Annotated in this window: 22 protein-coding genes; 6 read left to right on the top strand and 16 right to left on the bottom strand. The window is 61.5% G+C overall.

Translation table 11 applies throughout. From position 1 onward, the window contains the following. Nucleotides 1-7: 7 nt before the first annotated feature. The 4 genes from H145_RS0104390 to H145_RS0104375 all read right to left on the bottom strand — a co-directional run bounded on the left by H145_RS0104390 (nucleotide 8) and on the right by H145_RS0104375 (nucleotide 7,528). Entirely contained in the window at nucleotides 8-3,433 is a 3,426-nt protein-coding gene (locus H145_RS0104390; protein WP_019946923.1) for a type I restriction endonuclease subunit R, read from the bottom strand. A 68-nt stretch (nucleotides 3,434-3,501) separates the two neighbouring features. Continuing rightward, a complete protein-coding gene (locus tag H145_RS24445; protein ID WP_169513160.1) occupies nucleotides 3,502-4,689 on the bottom strand; it encodes a restriction endonuclease subunit S in 1,188 nt (395 codons plus the stop codon). Nucleotides 4,690-4,707: 18 nt separating this feature from the next. Then, nucleotides 4,708-5,787 carry a Fic family protein gene (locus H145_RS0104380; protein WP_240471656.1) on the bottom strand — a complete coding sequence of 360 codons (1,080 nt, stop codon included), beginning with the start codon at nucleotides 5,785-5,787 and terminating at the stop codon, nucleotides 4,708-4,710. A 154-nt stretch (nucleotides 5,788-5,941) separates the two neighbouring features. Beyond that, nucleotides 5,942-7,528: a type I restriction-modification system subunit M gene (locus H145_RS0104375; protein WP_019946920.1), complete on the bottom strand. Its 1,587-nt coding sequence runs from the start codon at nucleotides 7,526-7,528 to the stop codon at nucleotides 5,942-5,944. Between the two features lie 326 nt (nucleotides 7,529-7,854). Between H145_RS0104375 and H145_RS0104370 the strand changes: the two genes are divergently transcribed. Further along, a complete protein-coding gene (locus H145_RS0104370; RefSeq protein ID WP_157541152.1) occupies nucleotides 7,855-9,090 on the top strand; it encodes a Fic family protein in 1,236 nt (411 codons plus the stop codon). Between the two features lie 301 nt (nucleotides 9,091-9,391). Here the strand turns inward: H145_RS0104370 and dnaB are convergent, their stop codons facing one another. The 6 genes from dnaB to H145_RS0104340 all read right to left on the bottom strand — a co-directional run bounded on the left by dnaB (nucleotide 9,392) and on the right by H145_RS0104340 (nucleotide 13,440). Beyond that, nucleotides 9,392-10,726 carry a replicative DNA helicase gene (dnaB, locus tag H145_RS19950; protein ID WP_262489213.1) on the bottom strand — a complete coding sequence of 445 codons (1,335 nt, stop codon included), beginning with the start codon at nucleotides 10,724-10,726 and terminating at the stop codon, nucleotides 9,392-9,394. A 109-nt stretch (nucleotides 10,727-10,835) separates the two neighbouring features. After that, a complete protein-coding gene (locus H145_RS22530) occupies nucleotides 10,836-11,651 on the bottom strand; it encodes a hypothetical protein (protein WP_019946917.1) in 816 nt (271 codons plus the stop codon). A 108-nt stretch (nucleotides 11,652-11,759) separates the two neighbouring features. Then, a complete protein-coding gene (locus tag H145_RS0104355) occupies nucleotides 11,760-12,302 on the bottom strand; it encodes a hypothetical protein (protein ID WP_019946916.1) in 543 nt (180 codons plus the stop codon). 65 nt (nucleotides 12,303-12,367) lie between these two features. Then, nucleotides 12,368-12,757 (bottom strand): MerR family transcriptional regulator, encoded by a 390-nt coding sequence (locus H145_RS0104350; protein WP_019946915.1) that lies wholly within the window; start codon nucleotides 12,755-12,757, stop codon nucleotides 12,368-12,370. Further along, the gene (locus H145_RS0104345) at nucleotides 12,750-13,205 is read right to left on the bottom strand and encodes a hypothetical protein (RefSeq protein ID WP_019946914.1); all 456 of its coding nucleotides are present in this window, start codon (nucleotides 13,203-13,205) and stop codon (nucleotides 12,750-12,752) included. The genes H145_RS0104350 and H145_RS0104345 overlap by 8 nt, the downstream gene beginning before the upstream one ends. A gap of 10 nt (nucleotides 13,206-13,215) precedes the next feature. Beyond that, nucleotides 13,216-13,440 carry a hypothetical protein gene (locus tag H145_RS0104340; RefSeq protein WP_019946913.1) on the bottom strand — a complete coding sequence of 75 codons (225 nt, stop codon included), beginning with the start codon at nucleotides 13,438-13,440 and terminating at the stop codon, nucleotides 13,216-13,218. 73 nt (nucleotides 13,441-13,513) lie between these two features. Here H145_RS0104340 and H145_RS0104335 point away from each other — a divergent pair, with 73 nt between their 5' ends. From H145_RS0104335 to H145_RS0104320, 4 genes are all read left to right on the top strand, one after another. Further along, a complete protein-coding gene (locus tag H145_RS0104335) occupies nucleotides 13,514-14,254 on the top strand; it encodes a LexA family transcriptional regulator (protein WP_019946912.1) in 741 nt (246 codons plus the stop codon). 178 nt (nucleotides 14,255-14,432) lie between these two features. After that, nucleotides 14,433-14,651: a helix-turn-helix transcriptional regulator gene (locus H145_RS0104330; protein ID WP_019946911.1), complete on the top strand. Its 219-nt coding sequence runs from the start codon at nucleotides 14,433-14,435 to the stop codon at nucleotides 14,649-14,651. 4 nt (nucleotides 14,652-14,655) lie between these two features. Then, nucleotides 14,656-14,988 (top strand): HipA N-terminal domain-containing protein, encoded by a 333-nt coding sequence (locus H145_RS0104325; RefSeq protein WP_019946910.1) that lies wholly within the window; start codon nucleotides 14,656-14,658, stop codon nucleotides 14,986-14,988. Continuing rightward, nucleotides 14,985-15,938 carry a HipA domain-containing protein gene (locus H145_RS0104320; protein ID WP_019946909.1) on the top strand — a complete coding sequence of 318 codons (954 nt, stop codon included), beginning with the start codon at nucleotides 14,985-14,987 and terminating at the stop codon, nucleotides 15,936-15,938. Before H145_RS0104325 ends, H145_RS0104320 begins: the two co-directional genes overlap by 4 nt. Nucleotides 15,939-16,269: 331 nt before the next feature. Here H145_RS0104320 and H145_RS0104315 read toward each other — a convergent pair whose 3' ends face one another. Next, nucleotides 16,270-18,471: a catalase gene (locus H145_RS0104315; protein WP_019946908.1), complete on the bottom strand. Its 2,202-nt coding sequence runs from the start codon at nucleotides 18,469-18,471 to the stop codon at nucleotides 16,270-16,272. A gap of 233 nt (nucleotides 18,472-18,704) precedes the next feature. Here H145_RS0104315 and H145_RS24440 point away from each other — a divergent pair, with 233 nt between their 5' ends. Next, nucleotides 18,705-18,878 carry a hypothetical protein gene (locus H145_RS24440; protein WP_019946907.1) on the top strand — a complete coding sequence of 58 codons (174 nt, stop codon included), beginning with the start codon at nucleotides 18,705-18,707 and terminating at the stop codon, nucleotides 18,876-18,878. 83 nt (nucleotides 18,879-18,961) lie between these two features. Here the strand turns inward: H145_RS24440 and H145_RS0104305 are convergent, their stop codons facing one another. From H145_RS0104305 to H145_RS0104285, 5 genes are all read right to left on the bottom strand, one after another. Beyond that, nucleotides 18,962-19,642, bottom strand: coding sequence for a sterol desaturase family protein (locus H145_RS0104305; RefSeq protein WP_019946906.1), 681 nt, complete (start codon nucleotides 19,640-19,642; stop codon nucleotides 18,962-18,964). A gap of 65 nt (nucleotides 19,643-19,707) precedes the next feature. Then, nucleotides 19,708-20,229, bottom strand: coding sequence for a shikimate kinase (locus H145_RS19940; RefSeq protein ID WP_019946905.1), 522 nt, complete (start codon nucleotides 20,227-20,229; stop codon nucleotides 19,708-19,710). A 115-nt stretch (nucleotides 20,230-20,344) separates the two neighbouring features. Further along, nucleotides 20,345-21,403, bottom strand: a complete 1,059-nt coding sequence (locus tag H145_RS0104295) for an ABC transporter permease (RefSeq protein ID WP_026351245.1) — start codon at nucleotides 21,401-21,403, stop codon at nucleotides 20,345-20,347. A gap of 99 nt (nucleotides 21,404-21,502) precedes the next feature. After that, a complete protein-coding gene (locus H145_RS0104290) occupies nucleotides 21,503-22,609 on the bottom strand; it encodes a BT_3928 family protein (RefSeq protein ID WP_019946903.1) in 1,107 nt (368 codons plus the stop codon). A gap of 160 nt (nucleotides 22,610-22,769) precedes the next feature. Beyond that, a complete protein-coding gene (locus tag H145_RS0104285) occupies nucleotides 22,770-23,318 on the bottom strand; it encodes a DUF1599 domain-containing protein (protein WP_019946902.1) in 549 nt (182 codons plus the stop codon). Nucleotides 23,319-23,350 lie beyond the last annotated feature (32 nt).

The raw sequence follows: 23,350 nt of genomic DNA, 5'->3' as shown, positions 1-23,350 counted from the left end.
GACAAGATTACTTTTTGGTCAGCTCATTCGCCAGCAGCTCCGCCTGCTTCAGCACCGTTTCCGTCGCCAATAGTTCCATATCGGGTGGGTAGCCAAAATGACGCAGGGTGCGCTTCACTATCACCTTCAGCTTGGCTTTCACGCTTTCCTTGATGGTCCAGTCGATGGAGGCATTGCTGCGAACCCGCTCAGTGAGCACTACGGCCAGTTCGCGCAGCTTGTCTTTCTGCATCAGCTCCTGGGCGCTGGCGTTGTTGGCCACGGCCGAGTAGAAGGCATATTCGTAGTCGGTAAGGCCCATCGCGGCGGCTTCGCTGTCCATGCCGGCCACTTCTTCTTTGCCCAGCTTGATGAGGTAGTCGATGACCTCGGCAGCGGTGATAATCTTGGCGTGGTAGCGCTTGATGGCGCTTTCCAGCATTTCCATCAGCGACTTACTTTTCACTAGGTTGAACTTGGCCCGGGCCTTTATCTCGTCGCGCAGCAGCTTTTGCAACACTTCCAGCGCCACGTTCTTGTGTTGCATGCCCTTCAGCTCCAGCAGGAATTCCTCGGAGAGAATCGAAATGTCGGGCTTCTTGATGCCGGCCGCGTCGAACACGTCTATCACCTGCTCCGATACCAGCGCCTTGTCAATCACCTGCCGGATAGTGGTTTCGATGTCCTCGTCGCTGCGGCCTGTGCCGCTGCCGCCGGTGAACTTAGCCAGGCGCGCTTTCACGGCCTGGAAAAAACCAATTTCTTCCTTCACGGCCATAGCCAGCTCGTGCGGAATGGCAATGGCAAAGGCCTGCGACAGCGCCATTACTTCGTTGATGTAGCGCTTCTTGCCGTCGGGCAGGCCCAGAATGTGGTCCTCGGCGGCCAGTATCATCGAGAGCTTCTGGGCGGTGCCGGCGTCGTAGTAGGTATCGTAGGCGAAGCCGTGGTACATATCCTGCACCACTTCCAGCTTCTCGGCCATCAGGGCCACGGCCTGCAGCTGGGTTTCGGCCGGGTCGCCTTTGCCGCCGGCGTCGGAGTAGAAGGCCAGGGCCTTTTTCAGGTCGGAAGCAATGCCCAGGTAATCGACCACCAGCCCGCCGGGCTTGTCCTTGTACACGCGGTTGACGCGGGCAATGGCCTGCATCAGGTTGTGGCCCTGCATGGGCTTGTCGATGTAGAGCGTGTGCATGCTCGGGGCGTCGAAGCCGGTGAGCCACATGTCGCGCACGATTACCAGCTGCAGCGGGTCGGCGGCGTCTTTCATGCGCTCGGCCAGGGCCCGGCGCTGCGCTTTGTGGGTGTGGTGCCTGGCAATTTCGGGGCCGTCCGACGAGGCTGAGGTCATCACCACTTTCAGGCGGCCGGTCGTCAGGTCGTCGGTGTGCCAGTCGGGCCGCAGGGCTACGATGGCGGCGTACAGTTCGGCCGCGATGCGCCGCGACATGGCCACTATCATGCCCTTGCCCTCAAACACTTCCTGGCGCTGCTCGAAGTGGGCCACGATGTCGGCCGCGATTTTGCGGATGCGCTGCTCGCTGCCAATCAGGGCTTCCAGCTGGGTCCACTTGGCTTTGGCCTTTTGGGGGTCGCTCAGGCCTTCCTGGTCCAGGGTTTTGTCGAGGTCGGCTACCAGCTTTTTGCCTTCCTCGCTCAGGCTGACTTTGGCCAGGCGGCTTTCGTAGTAGATGCGCACCGTGGCGCCGTCTTCCACGGCCTGGGCGATGTCGTAGATGTCGATGTAGTTGCCGAACACGGCCGGGGTGTTCACGTCGGTTTTCTCTACCGGCGTGCCCGTGAAGCCCAGGTAGGTAGCGTTGGGCAGGGCATCGCGCAGGTACTTGGCGAAGCCGTACACCACTTTCTTGCCCACCACGTCGCCGGCCTCGTTTTTCACGTCCACGGTCCTGGCCTTGAAGCCGTACTGCGTGCGGTGGGCCTCGTCGGCAATGACGACGATGTTGCGCCGCGCCGACAGTTCCTCGTACACGTTGCCTTCCTCGGGCTGAAACTTCTGGATGGTGGTGAACACCACCCCGCCCGAGCCCACGCGCAGCAGGGTTTTCAGCTCCTGCCGGTCTTCCACCTGCCGGGGCTCCTGCCGCAGCAGCTGCGTGGAGCCGGCGAAGGTGTCGAACAGCTGGTCGTCGAGGTCGTTGCGGTCGGTAATCACCAGCACCGTGGGGTTGTCGAGGGCCAGCACGATTTTGCCGGTGTAAAACACCATGCTCAGGCTTTTGCCGCTGCCCTGGGTGTGCCACACCACGCCGGCCTTCTGGTCGCCGAAGGGCTGGGCTTTCACGGTGGGCAGGCCGTAGTGGGCGGGGTCTTCCCGGACGGTGCCCTCCGCGTGCGCCTCACCCCCCGGCCCCCTCTCCGGAAGAGAGGGGGAGCCTGACGATTTCCGTTTGTAGTCGGCTGGCCCCCTCTCCGGAAGAGAGGGGGAGCCTGACGATTTCCGTTTGTAGTCGGCTGGCTCCCTCTCCGGAAGAGAGGGGGAGCCTGACGATTTCCGTTTGTAGTCGGCTGGCTCCCTCTCTCTTCCGGAGGGGGGGCCGGGGGGTGAGGCAGCCCGCAGCGTGGACGCCACCGCCGCATTCACCGCGTAATACTGGTGGTAGGCCGCCAGCTTCTTCACCGTCGAAATGGCAATGACGCCCGTTTTGGGGTCTTCCTTTTTCGACTTCTCAAACACCACGAAGTGCCGCAGCAAATCCAGCAGCGTGGCCGGACCCAGCATGCCCCGAATCAGGGTTTCGAGCTGGCCCACCAGCGGCGAGGCTTCGGCTACCCCGTCGGCCGACTTCCAGGCCATGAAGCGGCTCAGGCCCGCCGACAGCGAGCCGGCCCGGGCCTCCAGGCCGTCGGAGATGACCAGCAGGCCGTTGTAGGTAAACAGGCCCGGAATGAGGGCTTTATAGGTATCGAGCTGCTTGTAGGCCGACTTCAGCGTGGCATTCTCGTCGGTGGCGTTTTTCAGCTCCAGCACCACCAGCGGCAGGCCGTTCACGAACAGCACCAGGTCGGGGCGCTTGTTGTGGCCGTTTTCCACTATCGTGAGCTGGTTAACGGCCAGGAACTCGTTGCGGGCGGGCTGCTGGAAATCGGCCAGCCACACCAGGTCGCCGCGGGTCTGGCCGTCCTTCTGGTACTGCACCGGCACGCCCTCGGTAAGCAGGCGGTGGAAGGTTTCGTTGCCTGCCAGCAGCTCGGGCGAGGCAATGCGCTGCACCTGCCGCAGGGCGTCTTCGCGGGCCTCGGCCGGCACGGTGGGATTGAGCCGGGCGATGGCACCGCGCAGCCGCTCCAGCAGCAGCACGTCGGCGAAGCTGGCCCGCTCGGGGCTGGCCCCGTCCGGCGCGAGGTCGGGCCCGTGGCAGTAGCCGTAGCCCAGCCCCTGCAGCAGCTCAATGGCGTATTCTTCGATTGCGTTTTCCGTGAGCTTGGCCATAGCGGTACTGATGCGGCAGAAAGGAGGAAAGCGGAAATGCGGAGGGCGCGGGGCGGTTTCCCGGGCGGCTAGTAGGCCACCCGCACTTCGCCGCTCATCAGCTTGGGGAGCAGCGTGTCGCGGAGGTTGGTGAGGGTTTGAATTTGCTTGGTGTTTTGGTATATCTTCACAAAGTGAGGATATGCCGTTTCCTCAAATGCCTCTATCAACTCTTTGGGAGGAATAGCCGCAACATGGGCATGCACATGGTTACGATTAAGCGTTGGCACTGCCGAGCCTGCATTGAAGCTTTCCAAATCCACAAACTTCAATGTGAAGTAGCAAAACAGGGGTGTCCCAAGCTTATACTCTTTAATAAATAATGATGTATTCAGTGGCCAGAAATCCTCCATAACAAAGAAGACTTTTCCGATTACACCGCTTCGACCTGTGGTAACTCCGGGACCTTTTATTTTATACTCATTGTGCCCTGCACTGTATCCGCTGGATGTAATAATTGGAAACTCGCCCGGCACTCGGTTTTGAGTTGGTAAATCAAATCCTCTTTGCAATGTGAATAGGTCACCCAACACACCTTCATTCCACTCTTCTTTTGATTCCTCCACAAACCACTGCCGAAATAGCGTTTCCGCTAAGGCTTCCAAGGTGGCGTTTTGCCGGTGAAACAGGTTTATTTTGTCATTTAAGCTTCTGAGGACGCCTGCAATGGCATGTTGTTCTGCAATAGTCGGCAAGTCTATGGTCAGACCCTTCAAACCAACAATGGTCAGAGCTGCTTGCGTTGAGCCAATTGCTATTTCATCAAGTTTTTGTTTCCCTATATCTGATGTTATCCACGCTAGTAAATAATCAGCATTAATAATTTTTGTATTGATTTTTCTAAACCAAGTTAAATTCCCATCCTTGAAATAGAATCGGTCCTTTTGCTCGACGAGATAAGGAATGCCAAGTGTGCCTACAGAAGTCAGCAAAATATCACCGGTTTCAGGAACGCCAAACTTATTTTTTATTTCGAGAAATCTTTCCTCGCCAATAAATAGCTCAGAGCCGCCGGCTCTTCTATTGTAGCGGTCAATTATTTCTTTCGACCTGAAAAAAGGAACGCCACTGGGAACGTAATCTGAGTAGAATATTCGCTTTGAAGAAGTTATTTCTGCTAAATCACCCAGTTTGTATTCAGTCCAATCTGTAGCTGCTTCTAAAGCAATGACTTCTTCTCCCCACATTAATTCCGTCTGCCCGCTCATATGTCTCATTTCTTGAAGTAGCTGTTTTTACACGTTGTCGAAGGCCTTGAGGTAGGGCTCGAACACGAAAATGCGGTTGCGGCTTTGGCCGGTGATTTCCTGCAGGTAGCCGGCCGTTTGCAGCTGGGCCATCACCTCGTTGGTTACGCGGTAGCTGAGGCCGGTAGCGGTGGCGGCGGCTTCCACCGTCAGGGCGGGCGTCTGGAACAGCACGGGCAGCAGCCGCAGCGCCGAGGGGGCCCGGCGCCCAAACGTGTCGTGGATTTGTTGTTCCATTTCCAGCTTTAAGTCCAGCATTTTCGAGAGAGCCGTTACCGCCTGGGCGGCCGTTTGCTCGATGCCCACCAGGAAGTATTTGAGCCACTGCACCAGGTCGCTTTTTTGGCGTACCACCATCAGGTTGTCGTAGTACAGGTTTTTGTTTTGCTCGAAGTAAGCCGACAGGTAGAGCAGCGGCTTATCCAGAATGCCTTCGCTCACGAGGTAGAGCGTGATGAGCAGCCGCCCGATGCGGCCGTTGCCATCCAGAAACGGGTGAATGGTTTCGAACTGGTAGTGCGCCATACCAATGCGGATGAGGGCCGGCACGTTGATGTCGTCGTTGTGCAGGAAATTTTCGAGGTCGCCCATCAGCTCGGGCACCAGCTTATCGTGGGGCGGAATGAAAGCCGCGTCGGCGAGGCTGCGGCCGCCAATCCAGTTCTGGCTGCGCCGGAACTCACCCGGCTGTTTATGTTCGCCGCGCCCGTTGCTGAGCAGCGTAAGGTGCGTGGCCCGCAGCAGGCGCGACGAGATGGGCAGCGTTTTGAGCTCGGTAATGGCCTCGTTCATGGCCCGGATGTAGTTATTGACTTCCTGCCAGTCGTCGCGGCGCTCGGGCTGGATTTCGGCTTTCGGCAGCAGCGCTTCGCCCAGGTTGGTCTGGGTGCCCTCAATCCGGCTCGATACCACGGCTTCCTTCGTCACGTGCAGCTGAATGAAGAGCCCGATGCTCGGCACCAGCCGCGCGTAGGAATTTAGTTCGCCCAGCTTCACGGCGGCCTTCTCCAGCAGCGCATTCAGCGAGGCCGTTTCCCAGGTCCACTCCGCATCAATAGGGGTCGGCACAAAGTATTTGTACGCGACGCCTTTCTCGTAATGGCCCGCCTTAAAGCTTTCCAGTTTCATGGGTTCACTTCTTTTACTGAAAGGTAAACAAGGTTTGGCTTATTTACTTTTTGCAATTGAAAAGTAAATAAGCCAAACCTTGTTTACCTTTCGGCTATATCTTAATCCGGGCCATATTCTCCGCAATCCGCTCGTTCAGCGCGCTTTCCTCGCGTAGCTGCGCCTCCAGCTCCGCCCGTAGCGTGGTGAAGCGCTCGGTGAAGTCAAACTCGTCCTCGTCGTCGGGCAGGCCCACGTAGCGGCCGGGGGTCAGCACGTAGTCCAGCTCCTGCACCCGCGCCAGGGGGGCGGCCATGCAGAAGCCGGGCACGTCCTCGTAGCTGCCGCCCTCGGTGCGCCAGGCGTGGTAGGTGTCGGCAATGCGCCGGATGTCGTCGTCGCTCAGCTCGCGGGTGCGGCGGTTCACCAGGAAGCCCAGGTTGCGGGCGTCGATGAACAGGATTTCGCCGCGCCGGTCGCGGAATTTGCCCCCGCCCTGGCGGTTGCGGTTCATAAACCACAGGCCGGCCGGAATCTGGGTGTTCAGAAACAGCTTGGCCGGCAGGTTCACGATGCAGTCGATGAGCCCGGCCTCCACCAGCGCCCGGCGAATGTCGCCCTCGCCCGAGCTTTTGGAGGTGAGCGCGCCCTTGGCCAGCACCACGCCCGCCTGCCCCGTGGGCGCCAGGTGGTGGATGAAGTGCTGCATCCAGCCGAAGTTGGCGTTGCCGGTGGGCGGCACGCCGTACTTCCAGCGGCCGTCGGTGCGCAGCAGCTCGCCGCCCCAGTCGCTCACGTTAAAGGGCGGGTTGGCGATGATGTAGTCGGCCTTCAGGTCGCGGTGCGCGTCGTTGAGAAACGAGCCCTCGCTGTTCCACTTCACCTGCGAGCTGTCGATGCCCCGGATGGCCAGGTTCATCTTGGCCAGCCGCCAGGTGGTCTGGTTGCTTTCCTGCCCGTAGATGGAAATGTCGTTGACGCGCCCCTGGTGCTCGGTCACGAACTTTTCGGAGTGCACAAACATGCCGCCCGAGCCGCAGCAGGGGTCGTACACGCGGCCCTGGTAGGGCTCCAGCATGGCCACCAGCAGCTCCACCACGCTGCGCGGGGTGTAGAACTGCCCGCCCTTCTTGCCCTCGGCCAGCGCAAACTCGCCCAGGAAGTACTCGAACACGCGGCCCAGCACGTCGGCGCTGCGGGCCTTCACGCTGCCCAGCGCGATGTTGCCCACCAGGTCAATCAGCTCGCCCAGGCTGGTGGGGTCCAGGTTCTGGCGGGCAAATACCTTGGGCAGCACGCCCTTCAGCGGCGGGTTGTCCTTTTCCAGCCAGTCCATGGCGTTGTCCACGGCCCCGCCAATGCCCACGATGACGTCCTTGCCCTCGGGGTCCTTCACCGGTATCTGGCTGCTCTTGCCGTGGTTCTGCAAGAACTGCCAACGGGCGTACTCCGGCACGAAAAACACGTTTTCGGCCTTGTACTCGTCCTTGTCTTCGGGGTCGGCCCCGGCGTATTCGCCCTCGCCGGCCAGCAGCCTGGCGTAGTGCTCCTCGAAGGAGTCGGAAATGTATTTGAGGAAGATGAGGCCCAGCACGATGTGCTTGTACTCGGCGGCATCAATGTTTTTGCGGAGCTTGTCGGCGGTTTTCCAGAGCTGCTTTTCGAGCGGCTCTTCGGCAACTACTTTCTTCTGTTTGGCCACGGGAATGAGGTGCTACTAAGGAACTGGCGATTGAGCATACGCCCCACCTACGGGGCGGACTCAACCGCTAAACGGAACTCAACGCAGGTATCCAGGCGCGTCATCTACGGAGTAAAGGAGTGCCTGGTGAGCTGGAATGCAAGTTAGCTGATTCTCTCAGGTGCCCGGTAACAAGTTCGCGAATGAAGGCAGGCTCTCTGTCGGAAACCGGTGGCCGGTGTCGCAACAGGTGTCGTAACGCACACCATCATTCTCCCTTCAATTTACTATCCATCAGCATTATATATATCGTAACAGGTGTCGTAATTTACTGGTAATTTTACCGGATGAATGCACCTGCACTGCTCTATCGTGATGCTGCCGCCATGGCGCCGCTGAAGCCCAGCCCGGTGCCACCCGCGCTGGCGGAGCTGGCGTTGCAGGTGGTGAAGGCGGCGGCGCGGCTGGAAGGGCGTTTGCACCCGCTGACGGCCAGAGCCATTGCCGACTTTCTGCGGCCGGCCAACAGCTACTACTCCAACCTGATTGAGGGCCACGACACGCACCCGCTCGATATTGCCCGCGCCCTGCAGGAAGAGTACTCCGCCGACAGCCGGAACCGGTCGTTGCAGCTGGAAGCCCGGGCGCACATTGCAGTGCACGCCCGGCTGCCGGAGCTGCTGGCGGAAGCCGACGGCAACCCCTATACCGAGCGGTTCTGGCGGGCCCTGCACCGGGCGTTCTATGCCCACCTGCCCGACGAATTCCGCTGGACCACTACGGTAGAGGGCCAGCGGCTGGAAGTGCGGCCCGGGGAGCTACGGGCTACCGAAGTGCGCGTAGGCCGGCACGTAGCCCCGGCGGCGGACGCGCTGCCCACGTTTATTCACCGGCTGGAGGACGGCTACCAGCCTACGTACGAGCCCAACCACCTGGCGCGCGTGGTGCAGATTGGCGCGGCCCACCACCGCCTGGCCTGGCTGCATCCGTTTCTGGATGGCAACGGGCGGGTGATGCGCCTGTTCAGCGACGCCGCCTTTCGGGCCGAAGGACTGGATGCGGGCGGGCTGTGGTCGATGTCGCGGGGGCTGGCCCGCAGCGAGACGGCGTATAAACGGGCGCTGGCGGCGGCTGATGCGCAGCGGGAGAATGCTCATGACGGGCGCGGCAACTTATCGGAGCGGCAGCTGGTGGCGTTCTGCACCTTCTTCCTGAAAGTGGCCCTGGACCAGATACACTACATGACCGGTGTGCTGGGCATTGATGACATGCTGAGCCGGCTGCGGGGTCTGGTGCAGCTGCTGGTGCTCAGGCGCAAGTGGCGACCGGAAACGTACTACGTGCTGGAGGCCGTGTTTCTGAAGGGCAGCATTCCGCGGCGGGAGGTGGAACGGCTGACGGGCCTGTCGGAGAGGACCGCCAAGGCGCTGGCCACACAGCTGCTGCAGGCAGGCCTGCTGGCAACTGACAAAAACGACCACCTGGCTCCCTACCGGGCGGCGTACCCGATTGGGTTTGCGCCGGCGCTGTTTCCGGGGCTGTACCCGGCGGGTAAGGAAGTGGATATGCTGAACGTGGGGTAATTTCAGTTGGTCTGCCCTTCAGAACACGGGTTCGTCCGGTGGGAACAGGGATTCATCATAAAAGAAGGATGGCTCCTCATACCGGGCGCAGCGCTCCGGGGATAAAAACTCACGTAGTGTAGGGTCAATCAGCTGGCGAACACCCAGCACGGGTAATAGGTGACGGGTGCGGGGCAGCACACAGCCCAGACGGCCACAGCGGCCGATAACGAAAGGCCACTCGGGTAGTTGGTTGAGGTCTGAGGGCATCAGGATTCGGGACGTAAAGACGGTTTTCAATGGCAGAGGATGGGGCAGTTTCCTACTGGCTTGCCTGGTAAGAAGCTAAATTAATGAACACGCCCCGCCGCATCGAGCAGCCGGCCACCACCTCATCCGTGGCGCCGTTGCGGTGCTTGGCGATGTCGAACAAAATTGTGTCGATAGTAGCGGTACAGTCCTCGTACTCGGCGATTTTGTAGTACTCGCCGCGCCAGAGGAAGATGATGCAGTCGGCGTCCTGCTCCAGGCTGCCGGACTCGCGCAGGTCCGAGAGTAGCGGGCGCTTCTCCCCACCCCTTTTCTCCACGTCGCGGCTGAGTTGGCTGAGGGCCAAGACGGGGGCATTAAGTTCCTTGGCCAGTTCTTTCAGGCTGCGGCTGATGCTACCTACTTCCTGCTCGCGGTTGCCCTTCGTGTCGCCGCGCATGAGCTGCATGTAGTCGACCAAGACTAAGCTCAATGGGTGCCGGGCGTGGAGGCGGGCGCACTTGGCGCGCAGCTGCTGGATGCTCAGGCCGGGTGTGTCGTCGAGGTGCAATAGGTGGCCGTGGGTGCGCAGGCGGTGGGCCTGCTCGCGGATGTGGGCTACCTGCTCCAGGCCGCCGGGGAGGTTGCCGCGGCGCAGGTCGGAGTTGGAGTAGCCGGGCACCTCGCTGGCAATCATGCGCTGCATAAGTTGCAGGGTGGGCATTTCGAGGCTGAAGATGGCGGTGTGGTGGCCATGGTCGAGGGCGGCGGTGCGGGCGAAGTGGAGCAGGGCGGCGGTTTTGCCCATGGCGGGCCGGGCGGCCAGGATGATGAGGTCGGCGGGCTGCCAGCCACCGGTGAGGCCGTCGAGCTGGGTGAGGCCGGTGGGAATACCGGTCAGGCCGTGCTGGCCCACGGATTTTGCGAGGCGCTCGAAAGTGGCGTCAAATGCGGCGGCGGCGGTCTGGCCGGGCTTGGTTTCGAGGGTGCGGTGGAGGCTGGTGAGGTGGGTCTGGGCGGCGGCCAGCAGCTCCAGCGGGTCGCGGGAGGCATCGTAGCCGTAGCTGGCCAACTCGGTGCCGGCGCGGATGATGACGCGGCGGGCGTGCTGCTGCTGCAGGATGCGGCAGTGGGTATCGAAGTGGGCGGCCGAGTTGATTTTCTGGGTGAGTTGGGCAATGATGTGCGGGCCGCCGGTGCGGGCCAGCGTGCCGCGGTAGCGCAGTTGGGCCACGACGGTGAGCAGGTCGGCGTGGTCGCCCTGCTGCACCAAGTCGCGGATGGCCAGGTATACCTGCTGGTGAGCCGCGGAGTAGAACACCTCCTCAGTGGGCAATAGCGCCAGCAGGGTGCGCTGGGCATCGGCTTCGAGCAAGGCCGCGCCCAGTACGGCGGCTTCGAGCTCCAGGGCCTGGGGCGGCGTTCTATAGCTGTTAGCTGATAGCGTTGGTGGGCATGGCAGGGGATGAGAGAAAAGAGCTAACAGCTAATGGCTGACAGCTAACAGCTTAAAAAAACTAGCTCCAGCGGGCGGGGTCGATGGATTTGGGGGCGGTGCGGGCGCGGGTTGGGGCGGGTGGGCCGGTGCCGGTGCGGGCAGCGGCCGCAGCCTGGAACTCGGGGCGGCGGCGCATCCAGTTGCGGAAGGAGGCGCGCCAGTCGACCATCAGGGTTTTGCCGCTGACGCGCCAGCCGTTGCTGGCGTAGTGGTCGTGGAAGGCGGCGGCCTCCGTTTGGGCGTCGGCGCTGCCGGGGAACTGCCCGGCGGCGTAGTCCTGCACCTCAGCGGGCGTGGGCGGCGCGCCCCCTTTCGGGCGCTTGCTGGCTGGCTTTTCATCTTTCTTCTCAGCCCTGGGGGCGAGCAGGGCGGCGTCAGCCGCCTCTCCCTCTTTTATTGAAGATGTAAGTGAAGATGAAAATGAAGGGGTTGGAATTTGCTTAACCCGGGTGGTTGTCTTTTGCCTGGGACCTTGGTTAAGCAAATGGGGGTTACCGCCCTTTTTACCCGCTTCCGTGCGTATCCGGCGCAGCCGCTCATCCTTGACCATGCGGCGGCAGAAGAGCGCGCCGTCGGACTCGCGCCGACTGGCCACGCCGTAGTCGAGCAGGGTGGTTAGAATTTGGTTGGCCGTTTGGTTATCCAAACCGAGGCGGCGGGCAATGACGGCATCGGGCATGGGCTGGCCGTTGACGAGCAGCACGCCACGCTCGTCGCTGTCGTGCATCATCAACAGCAACTCGAACCAGGCCCCACGCTGGGCAAGGTCGAGGGCTTGGACGCCCTGGTCCTTGTGCCAGTCGCCGGGGTAGAACTGGATGGCCGGGAGCTTCATTTGTAGGGAGCTGTTAGCTGACAGCTACTAGCTGTTAGCCTATGTTCAGGAGGAATACCTGCTCTATTTGCGAGCGGTAGAGGCGGAAAAGCTATCGGCTAACAGCTGTCAGCTAAAGGCTAAAGCCAGTTGGCGGTAGTCGGTGCATTTGCCGCGTAGGGCGGCTTCCACCTCCGTGAGGGCCGTGGCCAGGATAGTTTCGAGCAGGCCGGTGTAGGAATAGGTGGCTTGCTCGTCGTCGAAGGGCTGGTAGGGCGTGGTCAGGTTGAGCACCCGGCCGCCGGTAAGCTCGCGCTGGCCGATGAGCGTGACGCCGCCCTGCCCGCGGCCCAGGGAGAAGCCGGTGACGGTGAAGGCTTCGAACAGGGCGGGCAACTCCTCGGAATCGTCGGGCCAGAAGTCGGGCGTCTCGGTCAGCTGCTCGGTGAGCAGGCACAGGTGCGGTACCAGGCGGCTGAGGGCGTGGGTCAGGTCGGCGTGGACCTGCTCGGCACAGGTAAGGGCGAAGGTGCGGGGTGGGGCCTCCGGGGTGCGCTGCTCGGTGAATTCGCAGGTCAGGTGCTGGTCTTTGACTTTGACCTTCTGGATAGTGATGATGGACGTAGCGGCCTCCGGACTATCCGGCCCGACAGTTGGCAGTAGCTGGGACATGGGGGAATGGGGGATTGAGCCGCCTTTACCGGCGGCGGGTGAGTCTACCGTTGCCGGGCAGCGAATCAGGATGGCCGGCCGGCCCGGCGGCCCCTGACGCGGGGCGCGGGGGCAGTTACCGGCCCGGCGTCGGTGCGGTTGCGCTGCTGCCAGTCGTTGATTTGGGAGAGCAGCACCCGGTCGCCGCGGCTGGATTCGCCGGTGACGTAGTGCAGGCGGCGCGGGTGGTAGGCGGGCAGGCGCATGTAGTCACGCAGGGTTTCGGGGTGCAGGCCGAGCAGCTCGGCCGTGCGGGGCACCGAGTAGGCCGGGTCGGGGGCGGGCGTGGCTTCGAGCTGGCGGCGGGCCTCGGCGGCGCAGGCCTTCTCCAGCGACTCGCGCACCCATTCGTGATTGTCGGGCATCCGCACGGTGATGTGCAGGCCGTCGGCGGTGGTAGTGGTTAGCTCAGTCATGGCTGGGGCGCTGCTTACGGGGCCGGCCCCGACGTTTGACAGGAACGGGGACGGGAGCTGAGGTAGCTGCCGGGGTGGGTGCCGGGGTCTCGGGCCAGAACCAACTGCCCGACTGGGGGCGGGGCGCACCGCCGGACAGCTGGCGGTAGCGCAGCATGCGCTGGACCGGCGGCAGCACGGCGGCCATGGTATTGGCGTCGAACTCGTACTGCCATATTTCCAGCCATAAGGCCTCGCGGTGGGTCAGGTAGCCGCTTTCGAGGGCTTCGGCCAACTCGTTACGGTGGGCAGGCGTGGGCCGGGCATGGTCGCCGATGAATCGGGTTTCAGGACAGGCGCGCACGGCGGTTTCCAGAGCGGCGGTGGCCTCGCGGGGCTCCTCGGTCAGGTAAGGCGCGGGCGGCAGCGGCCGGCGGGGATAGGGCTGGTTGGCAGGGAAGAAGAGCATGGTGGCGGGGTTATTTTTTGAGTTGATTGAGGTCTTCCCGGACCTGCTGGCTGCCGGTCTCTTTGATGAGGCGCACGGCCTCGGCCACGGCGGGGTGGGCGGGCCGGGCCTTCAGCAGGGCTTTGGAAACGGCCGCGTGGGACATGTTGAGGGAGCGGGCGATGCCGGCAATTGCGCCGTGCGGCAGCAACGTTCGCAGGTCGGCCGGCGTAGTGGTGGTTTCAAATGGTTGCATTTTAGTTTAGTTATGTTACCTTTGAGAAAGATGAATCGCTCTAATGTAGGTAAAAGTTACCAAATGTTATAAAATGACTACGGTGGAACGCAAAATAATTAGCTCCGTGACCCCGTTGCCGGAACTGAGCATGGCGGAGCGGCTGAAAGTGGTGCGGCAGGCCCGCGGCCTGACCCAGCAGCAGATGGCGGACCTGCTGAACGTTTCGCGGCCCACCATCGCGCAGCTGGAGGGCGGGCGGCACCAGCCCAGCACGGAAGTGCTGGAGGCTATCGTCTCGGACCTGGAGATTAGCCGCAACTGGCTGTGGTTCGGCGGCGGGCCCATGGAGAGCACCAACACCAAGGGCGGTGAGGTAGTGGTGTTCGGTAAGTTTGCGGATGAGGAGTACATCGATTGTCCCTTCGTCACGGTACCGGTGCGGGCCGGCTTCGTGGAGCTGGTTGCCACCGAGGGCGACTACGGGCAGTACGAAACGATGCGGATTTACAACCCCAGCCCCGAGCTGCGCAAGCCGGGTACGCTGGTATTCGAGATTAACGGCGACTCGATGGAGCCGCAGCTACGCGCCGGCATGCTGGTGGCCGTGACGCCGGTTCCGCTGGCGGATATCAAGTACACGGTGAGCGGGGTGTACGTGGCCACGTTCGGCAACCAGCTCACGATAAAGCGCATCAAGGATAATGACCTGCTGACCAAACAGCAGCTGGTGCTGCATTCCGACAACCCCCGGGCCGGCATGCTGACCGTGGCGGGGGAGGATATTCGCGGGTTGTGGAAGGTGGTGGATATTATTCGGGGCCGGGTGGAATAGGCCGGGAGCGGCCGGATTATCTATTGCGAGGTGCCGGAACCAGACGTGTAACCTGATGCTGACTGTAGACAATTTATACCCGAAGAGGTATAGCATTCACTATATTTGCTATATTTATACCCGATAAGGTATATAACACCTCTATCAGTTACTGAATACACCCGAACGGGTATAGCGTATGCCTGAGACCTTAGCCACTTTCGTGAAGCAGCGCCGCCGTCTGCTCCGGCTTTCGCAGCCTGATCTGGCGGCCAAAGCGGGGGTTGGCCTGCGCTTCGTGCGCGAGCTGGAACAGGGCAAGCAAACCCTGCGCCTGGACAAGGTGAATGCCGTATTGCAGCTGTTCGGGCACGAGGCCGGGCCGGTGCCCATGACCCGCCTAACTGAACAGCCCTAACCTGATGCGCCAGGCCGAAGTACGGATGTACAACCAGGTAGCGGGCTACCTGACCCAGGATGAGCAGGGGTATACCTTCGCCTACGCCCCGGCCTACTTACAGGACGGGGCCGGGCCAATCAGCCTGACGCTGCCGCTGCGGGAGCAGCCCTACGTGGCGCTGGTACTGTTCCCGTTTTTCGACGGGCTGATTCCCGAGGGCTGGCTGCTGGACGTGGCGGAGCGCAACTGGAAGCTGAACACCCGCGACCGGATGGGGCTGCTGCTGGCCTGCTGCCAGGACTGCATCGGGGCCGTGAGCATTTACCCCCTCCCCGCCTCTGACGACGACGCATGAACCGCTGCCTGTATTGCTACCAGCCGCTGGCGGAAGGCCAGGAGGACTACCACCCGGCCTGCAGCCGGAAGCTGTTCGGGCGAACGGTACCCCCGGCCTTTCCTTATGCCGAGGCCCGGATGCTGGACCTGGCCGAGCAGATTGTGCGGCAGCACACCACCGTAACGGGTGTGCAGCCCAAGCTTTCCCTGTCGCTGGTGCCGGGCAGCGCCACCGATGGCCCTGCCCGCCTGACCATTGTGGGGGCGCTGGGCGGCGAGTACATTCTCAAACCCCCTACCCCGCGCTACCCGCACCTGCCGGAAGTAGAAGATGTGACCATGCACCTGGCTACGCTGGCCCGCCTGGCCACGGTGCCACACGGCCTGCTGCGGCTGCAGGACGGGGCGCTGGCCTACGTAACGCGGCGCATTGACCGGCGCAAAGGGCAGAAGCTGCACATGGAAGACATGTGCCAGCTGACCGGACGGCTGACGGAAAACAAGTACGACGGCTCGCACGAGCAGGTAGCTAAAGCCCTGCGCACGTACTCGGCTAATCCCGGCCTGGACGTGGTGAATTTCTACGAGCTGGTGTTGTTCAGCTTTCTGACCGGCAACGCCGATATGCACCTGAAAAACTTCTCCCTGCTGCACACGCCGGGTTTGGGCTACGGGCTGGCCCCGGCCTACGACCTGGTGGCCACGGCCCTGGTAAACCCGGCTGACACGGAAGAGCTGGCCCTGACGCTGAACGGTAAAAAGAAGAAGCTGAAGCAGGATGATTTTCGGGCCGCAGCGCGGCGGGCCGGCCTGGAGGACAAGGTTATTGCCGGGCTGTTTGCGAAATTCGTCCGGGCCCGGCCGGCCTGGGAGCAGTTGCTGGCCGAAAGCTTCCTGCCGCCGGAGCTGCAGGCCGGCTACCGGGAACTGCTACAGCTTAAATTCGCGCAGTTGGGGCTGTGCCAGTGACGTTGGCAGGAATATTCGCGGGCCCGGTGGAACACGCTTCGCTCCCTGCAGGGGGACCCAAAGCACCCAAATTAAGCAGGGCGAAAACCAGGGCGAAACAGCTTAAAACACGCTCTAACGCGCTTATTGGCATTATTTTAGCACCCAGGAGGGAGCGCCACATATAAAAACACCCGCCGATAACCGGCGGGTGTTTTTGCGTTTATAGCTGTTTGGTTGCCGTCAGGGGCAGCTTAGACGCAAACCTGTAAGTCAGATAGCAGCTAAACAAAAGCCCCTGCACCAACCGGAGTCAGTGCAGGGACTTCTGTTGTTCTAGTTTCACTCTAATTTAGGCCGGCATAGCTTTCAACTCCCGGTTCCAGAAGCGGTGTTGGGCAATGGCCGCAATGAAATCAGTAGCCAACTTTGATACTTGCGCATCCTTGCTGGTTATTACGCCTTCCGCGCCCATGATATCGGTGGCTCCCGGGTAAGCGGCGGCTTCGAGCAGCTCAATACCAGCGGCAGAGGCTGCAATTGGCTTGCAATGGCGGTAGGCCTCATTCACGAAGCGCACGGCATCGGCATCCTGCTTCAGCTTGGTTACGCTCGCCTCACCACCGGCCACGTACACGGCGTCAAAAAGCACCGAGGCGGTAGAATGGAACGTACCATTTACGAGCATCTCCGCCCCATTTTCGCCTTTAATTGCGCCCAAGTGGGTGGCCACAACGGCGGTTTGCGCACCCTGGTCCATTAAGGCCTTCATCAGGTCGCCGATGGCAGCCACGTCGGCGCCATCAGTGGCCAGAATGGCTACGTGTCGGGTTTTGATGCCTTTTTTATCGGCGTTGATTTTGGCCGTGGCAGCCATGCTCAGCGCCGAGTCGCTGCCCACATCGGCTTTGGCAGGACCCGATTGTAGTGGAGCCGGGTCGGTGTCGGCGCCCACGTTCAGGTTGATTTGCACACCCTCGGCAGATGGCACATCCATGCCCAGGCCTTCGGCCACGCGGCCGGCCAAGTCTTCCGACACCTGCGACAACAAAATCAGCATGCGGCTGCGCACCGATTCCATCATCACGTGGCCCAGTTCAAAGCGTAGCGCCTTGACGATGTGCATTTGCTCGGCCTCCGTCTGGCTGTTCCAGAACAGGCGGGCCTGGCTGTAATGGTCGCCAAAGCTCTTGCTGCGAGCCCGCACCTTATGGCCCTCCACCCGCTCGGGGTGCGAGGCGAAGCCACCTTCCGACTGCTTGGCTTGCTTGGGGAAGTTGTCGTTGAGCAGGTTGGGGCTGTAGCTGGTCTGGCCCTTGTTGATGGCCTGGCGCATGTGGCCGTCGCGCTGCCCGTTATGGATGGGCGCCAGCGAGCGGTTGATGGGAATTTCGTGAAAGTTGGGTCCGCCCAGGCGCTTGAGCTGGGTATCGGTGTAGGAGAACAGGCGGCCCTGCAGCAGCGGGTCGTTGCTGAAATCGATGCCCGGCACCACGTGGCCCAGGTGGAAGGCTACCTGCTCGGTTTCGGCGAAGTAGTTGTCCACGTTGCGGTTGAGCACCATTTTGCCCAGCGGCTGCACGGGTACCAGGTCCTCTGGAATCAGCTTGGTGGGGTCGAGCAGGTCGAAGTCAAACTTGAACTCGTCTTCCTCTTCCACCACCTGCACGCCCAGTTCCCACTCGGGGTAGGCGCCCATCTCAATGCAGGTCCATAGGTCGCGGCGGTGGAAATCAGGGTCTTTGCCCGAAATCTGCTGCGCTTCTTCCCAGGCCACGCTGTGCACGCCCAGCAGCGGCTTCCAGTGGAACTTCACGAACCGACTCTTGCCCGCGGCATCAATCAGCCGGAACGTATGCACGCCGAAGCCTTCCATCATGCGCAGGCTGCGGGGTATGGCCCGATCCGACATCACCCACATAATCATGTGCATAGCTTCGGGCGTGATGGAAATGAAGTCCCAGAACGTGTCGTGGGCCGAAGCCGCCTGCGGGATTTCGTTGTGCGGCTCGGGCTTTACGGCGTGCACGAAGTCGGGAAACTTGATGGCATCCTGAATAAAGAACACCGGCATGTTGTTGCCCACCAGGTCAAACACGCCTTCCTCGGTGTAGAATTTCACGGCGAAGCCGCGGACGTCGCGGGGCAGGTCGGTGGACCCACGCGAGCCGGCTACGGTGGAAAAGCGGGTGAACAGCGGCGTTTTCACGCCGGGCTGCAGGAAAGCGGCCCGGGTTAGCGCCGCGTTGCCATCGTAGGCCTCGAAGTAGCCGTGGGCCGCTACGCCGCGGGCGTGCACCACGCGCTCCGGAATCCGCTCGTGGTCGAAATGGGTCATCTTCTCGCGGAAGAGAAAGTCTTCGAGCAGCGTGGGGCCTCGCTCGCCGACTTTGAGCGAGTTCTGGTCGTCGTTGACGCGCAGGCCCTGGTTGGAGGTGAGAAACTGGCCGTGACCGTCTTCGCGGTTCTGGTTTAGTTCTTCCAGCTTGGCGTTGGTTACCGCTTCACGGGGCGTTGGCGTGGCTTGGGGCTTGGTTGGTTTCGACTTGCTCATGGGACAGACAGAAAGGATAATGGCGACGGCGCTACCGTAGGGCGGAGCCATTGCCCCTTACGCAGAAAGCCCATGGCTGTCCGGGAACTGGCGTAAGATTTCAAGGATACCTAACGGTAGCTCCACCGTATTTAAGCCGACAGGGCCAATCCACCAACCTTTTGCTGGCTACCACAGTAAATCAGGCAAGCCCCGAATACTCGGGAAGCAACTGTTTACTCGCTCCCTCGCTTATGACTACCTACCGTTTCCCCCTCACGGCCGCACTGCTGGTTTTCCTGACCTTCTCGCTCAGCAGCTGCGACGCTATCGGCACCATCTTCAAAGCCGGTGCCTGGACGGGCCTGATTGGCGTGTTCCTGCTCGTGCTGCTGCTCTGGTTCATTGTCCGCAAAATGCGCGGATAGGCTTGTCTACTTCAGATTAAAAAGCAGAAGGGCCACTCCGTGCGGAGTGGCCCTTCTGCTTTTCTAAAATGTTGTTATAGCTCCTACTTACCCTTCTTGGCGGGCATGGTGCCTACGATGTGGTCCCAGAGGGTGGTGCTTACGCCGAAGGCAATTTCCTCCTGCTTGTAGTGGTGCATGGCGTGGTGATGCCACCAGAACTTGAGGAAGTTTTTCGGGGGCGCATACATGTGCAGGGCGTAGTGCACGAACAGGTAGAGCGCGTAGCCGAACACGAAGCCGGCCAGCAACCCGAAACCGGCATTGCCGAAGGTAAAGCGGAAGATGAAGAACAGCAACGAGGCCACGAACACCGTCAGGATGGGGGGCATGGCCAGGCGGGTTTTGTCCTTGGGGTACTCGTGGTGCACGCCGTGCATGGTGTACTGGAACTTGGCGCGGGCGGGCGTGCTGGTGTCGATATGATACACAAAGCGGTGCATCAGGTACTCGGCCAGCGTGAACAGCAGCCAGCCGGCCAGAAACAGGCCGAAGGCCGACAGGCCCGTCAGCAGCCCGCGGCTCAGCCCGTAGTACAGGCTGACGGCCGCCACGGCGAAGAAAATGGAGAGCGGCGCGGCAATGTGCGTGTGCGTCATGCGCTCCAGTACCGGGTTCTGGAACAGACGGGCGGAGCCCTTATGCTTGGGCTTGATGGCGTCGGGCGTTTTGACCGGCGTTACCAGCGGGGCCTTCACTTCCGCGGTTTCGGGGGCAGTATTCATACCAGTAAGCAATAGTGAAACGCAAAAATACACAAAACCCCACGCAAAGCCGGGCTTTCGGGCACTCAGGCAGTGGTGGAGTAACGGGCTATCAGCCGCCGGACGGTTTCGGGCGAGCAGGTAGGCGCGGTGCAGCGCAACGGCGCGCGGTCGTAGAACCGCTGGCGGGCGGCTAAGGTTTCATGCAGGCGCGCTTCGAGGGCCGCAGCATCGGGGGCAGCGGCCAGCAGCGGACGGGCGGCCGCCGAATGCAGCAGCCGGCGCACCAGTTCGGGCACCGGCACGGCCAAGTACAGCGTGAGGCCGGTTTCGAGCAGCAGCTCCAGGTTGTGGTGGAAGCAGGGCGTGCCGCCGCCGGTGGCCAGCACCAGCGCCGGGTAGCGGGCCACCACGGCCTGCAGCGCATCGGCCTCGCGCTGCCGGAAGTACTCCTCCCCTTCCTGGGCAAACAGCTCCGGAATGCTGCGTTGCTCCCGCGCCACAATTTCCGCGTCCAGATCAACGAACGGCACCCCGTAGCTCTGGGCCAGGGCCCGGCCCAGCGTACTCTTACCCGCGCCCGGCATGCCAATCAGGTATAAACGCATAGGTGACTGTGAGAGAATGTAGCGCGAAGCTGGAGCTTCGCGCATCGTTGCTGATGGCCGCACGTCGTAATCGTTCAACGATACGCGAAGCTGGAGCTTCGCGCTACATTCTCCTCTACCCCAGCTTCACCCGCGGGTCGAGCAGGGCGTAGAAAATATCAACCACGATATTGACTACCACGAACAGCGCGGCAATGAATACAGTGGCCCCCATCACAACCGGAAAATCGAGGTTCTCGACGGCCCGGAGCGTGACGGTGCCCAGGCCCTTCCAGTTGAAGATGTACTCGATGAAGAAGGCGCCCGCCATGAGCGAGGCCAGCCAGCCCGACACGGCCGTTACCACCGGGTTCAGCGCGTTTTTGAGCGCGTGGCCCACCACTACCCGGTACTCCGACAGGCCCTTAGCGCGAGCCGTGCGGATATAGTCCTGGCTGAGCACATCGAGCATGGAGGAGCGGGTGAGCTGCACAATGATGGCCAGCGGCCGCACGCCCAGCGCCAGGGCCGGCAGCAGCAGATTCTTGAGCACCAGGTGGCGGCCCGTGAAGGGGTCGGTTTCGTAGAGCTGGCCCGTGAGGTTGAGGCCGGTGTAACTGCTCCAGTAGTAGCCGAACGTAATGGCCACCAGAATACCAGCCACGAACGAGGGCACCGAAATACCCAGAATGGAGGTCGAAACCAGCGTGCGGTCGAGCCAGGTGTGGGCCCGCAGCGCCGCCACAATGCCCAGCGCAATGCCCACCACGGTGGCCAGCAGCATGGCGGCCAGCGCCAGCCAGAGCGTGCCCGTGAAGTGGTCGAGCAGAATGGGCAGCACCTCTTTGTTGCTCTGGAACGAGCGGCGCAGGTAGGGCGCTTTCAGCACCAGGGCCCGCCCGGAGCCTACTGGCAGCAGCGTAAGGCCGCCGTAGCGGGCCACGCCGGCCGAGTCGCGCGGGTGCAGGCCCAGCGGCGACACGTCATTCAGGTAACCCAGCAGCTGGCCGGGCAGGGGCTGGTCGAGGCCCAGGTCGGCGGCAATGGCGGCGCGGGTGGCCTCGTCGGAGCGCTGGCCGGCCAGCAGGGCTACCGGGTCGCCGGGCAGCACCTGAAACAGGAAAAACACCGTGCAGGCCACGCCCGCCAGCACCAGCACGCCCTGCCCCAATCGACTGATAATAAAGCGAATCATTTTGTTGGTGCTTAGTTGATAGCGCTTAGTGCTTAGGCCATTCTACCTTGCTGAATAGTGTCAACAAGGCACCAAGCACTACCAACTAAGCACTACGCGCTATAAGGCTTCTTCCAGCTTGCTGACCAGCGGAATATCGTGGTAGTGGTACTTGTTGAGCACCACGCCGTTCTGGAGCAGCAGCAGGCCGGGGTTCGAGCGAATCATGGACTTGAGCACGGTGGCGTCGGCGAAGTAGTAGGTGCCGGGCAGGTTCACGTCGTGGCGGAAGGCGTCGAACTGCTGGGGGCTGCTGCTGGTGATAATCAGGGGCTGAATCTGGCGGCGCGACTTGGCGGCGCCTTCCAGCAGGGCGTTGATCTGCTTGAACCGGTCACGGTCGGCCTCGTTCACGTTCTGCACAATCAGCAGCAGCTTGTTGCCGGTGAGCACCTCCTGGGTGTGGTCGGTTCCTTCCGAATCGAAGACGGCGAAATCGGTGATGACGGGGCGGCTGGCTTCGGGGTTGAGCACTTCCATGCTCTTGTATTTCCAGGTCGAGTCGGTGGGGTAGTCGGCGAAGGTTTTGCTTTCGCCGTTGCGCTCCATCACGTACTGGTAGCGGGCCTGCTCGCGGGGCTTCATCAGCTGGCCAATGTCATTGCCGACTTTGTAGGGCAGAAAATCAAAGTAGGGCAAATGGCCCAGCGCCCGCACCCCAATGCCAATGGCCAGGGCCGAGGCAATGGTGATGTACATCACGCCCATCGTGCCGCGGGCAAACACCCGGCGCAGGTACCGCTCGTTGAAGAACACCACGGCCCACAAACCCAGCAGCACCATATCCTTGGCAAACGACTGCCAGGGCGTGAGCTTGATGAAGTCGCCGAAGCAGCCGCAGTCGGTTACTTTATTGAAAGCGGCCGAGTAGAAGGTGAGGAAGCCGAAGAATACCAGCAGCGCCAGCAGCACCCACAGCGTCTGGCGCAGCATCCAGCGCAGCAGCACGGCCACGCCCAGCACCACTTCCAGCGAGCTGAGGAAGATGCTCAGCAGGCGCGTGTGGGGCAGAAAAATTTTGAAAAACGAGCCGAAGTCGCGCGAGAAAACCTCAAAGTACTCCTCCAGCTTGAGGGCCGTGCCCACCGGGTCGTTGAGCTTGATGAGGCCCGAGAAGATAAAGACCGCGCCCAGCAGCAGCCAGCAGATTCGGGTGAATTGTTTCATGGTAGGGTCAGGGAGGCTTCTACGCAAAGATGCGGCTTAGATGGAGAACAATGTAGAGACGCATATTTGCGTCTTGGCGTTGAACGGTACCGTTGCATGATGACGTGGCCACGGTACGGTTCAGTGGTACCGTTCAACGTAGAGACGCAAATATGCGTCTCTACAGCTCCCCCATTCCCATCTTTATCAGCACGAACACGGCGTAGTTGAGCATGTCGCGGTAGTTGGCCTCCACGCCTTCCGATACCTTGGTTTGGCCGCCCAAATCCTCGATTTGCTTGGTGCGGTGCAGCTTCATGAGGATGATATCGGTGATGCTTTCGATGCGCATCTGCCGCCAGGCCTCACCGTAATCGTGGTTTTTGGCGAACAGCAGCTGGCGGTTTTCGGCCACCTGCTCGTCGTAGGCGCGGGCCACGGCGGCGGCCTCCAGGTCGAGGGGCGCGTCGGCGGGCAGGCGCTGCTGCATCAGGGCAATCAGGCAGTAGTTGACGATGGCCACGAACTCGTCTTCCACCCCGTCGGCCACCAGCTGGGTGCCTTTTTCCTGAATGCTGCGGATGCGCTGGGCCTTGATGTAGAGCTGGTCGGTGATGCTGGGTAGGCGCAGGATGCGCCAAGCCGTGCCGTAGTCGTGAGTCTTGGCCAGAAACAGCGTCCGGCACTGCGCAATCACCCGGTCGTATTGCTGCTGCGTTTGATTCTCCAAGTTTTTGCGGCTATTTTGTGGGGGTCCGGGTT

Origin of the sequence: Hymenobacter aerophilus DSM 13606 (genome assembly GCF_000382225.1) — a bacterium.
Classification (GTDB): domain Bacteria; phylum Bacteroidota; class Bacteroidia; order Cytophagales; family Hymenobacteraceae; genus Hymenobacter; species Hymenobacter aerophilus.
Note: the sequence above shows the minus strand (reverse complement) of the source record. Positions and strands in the feature narration are given on the sequence as shown.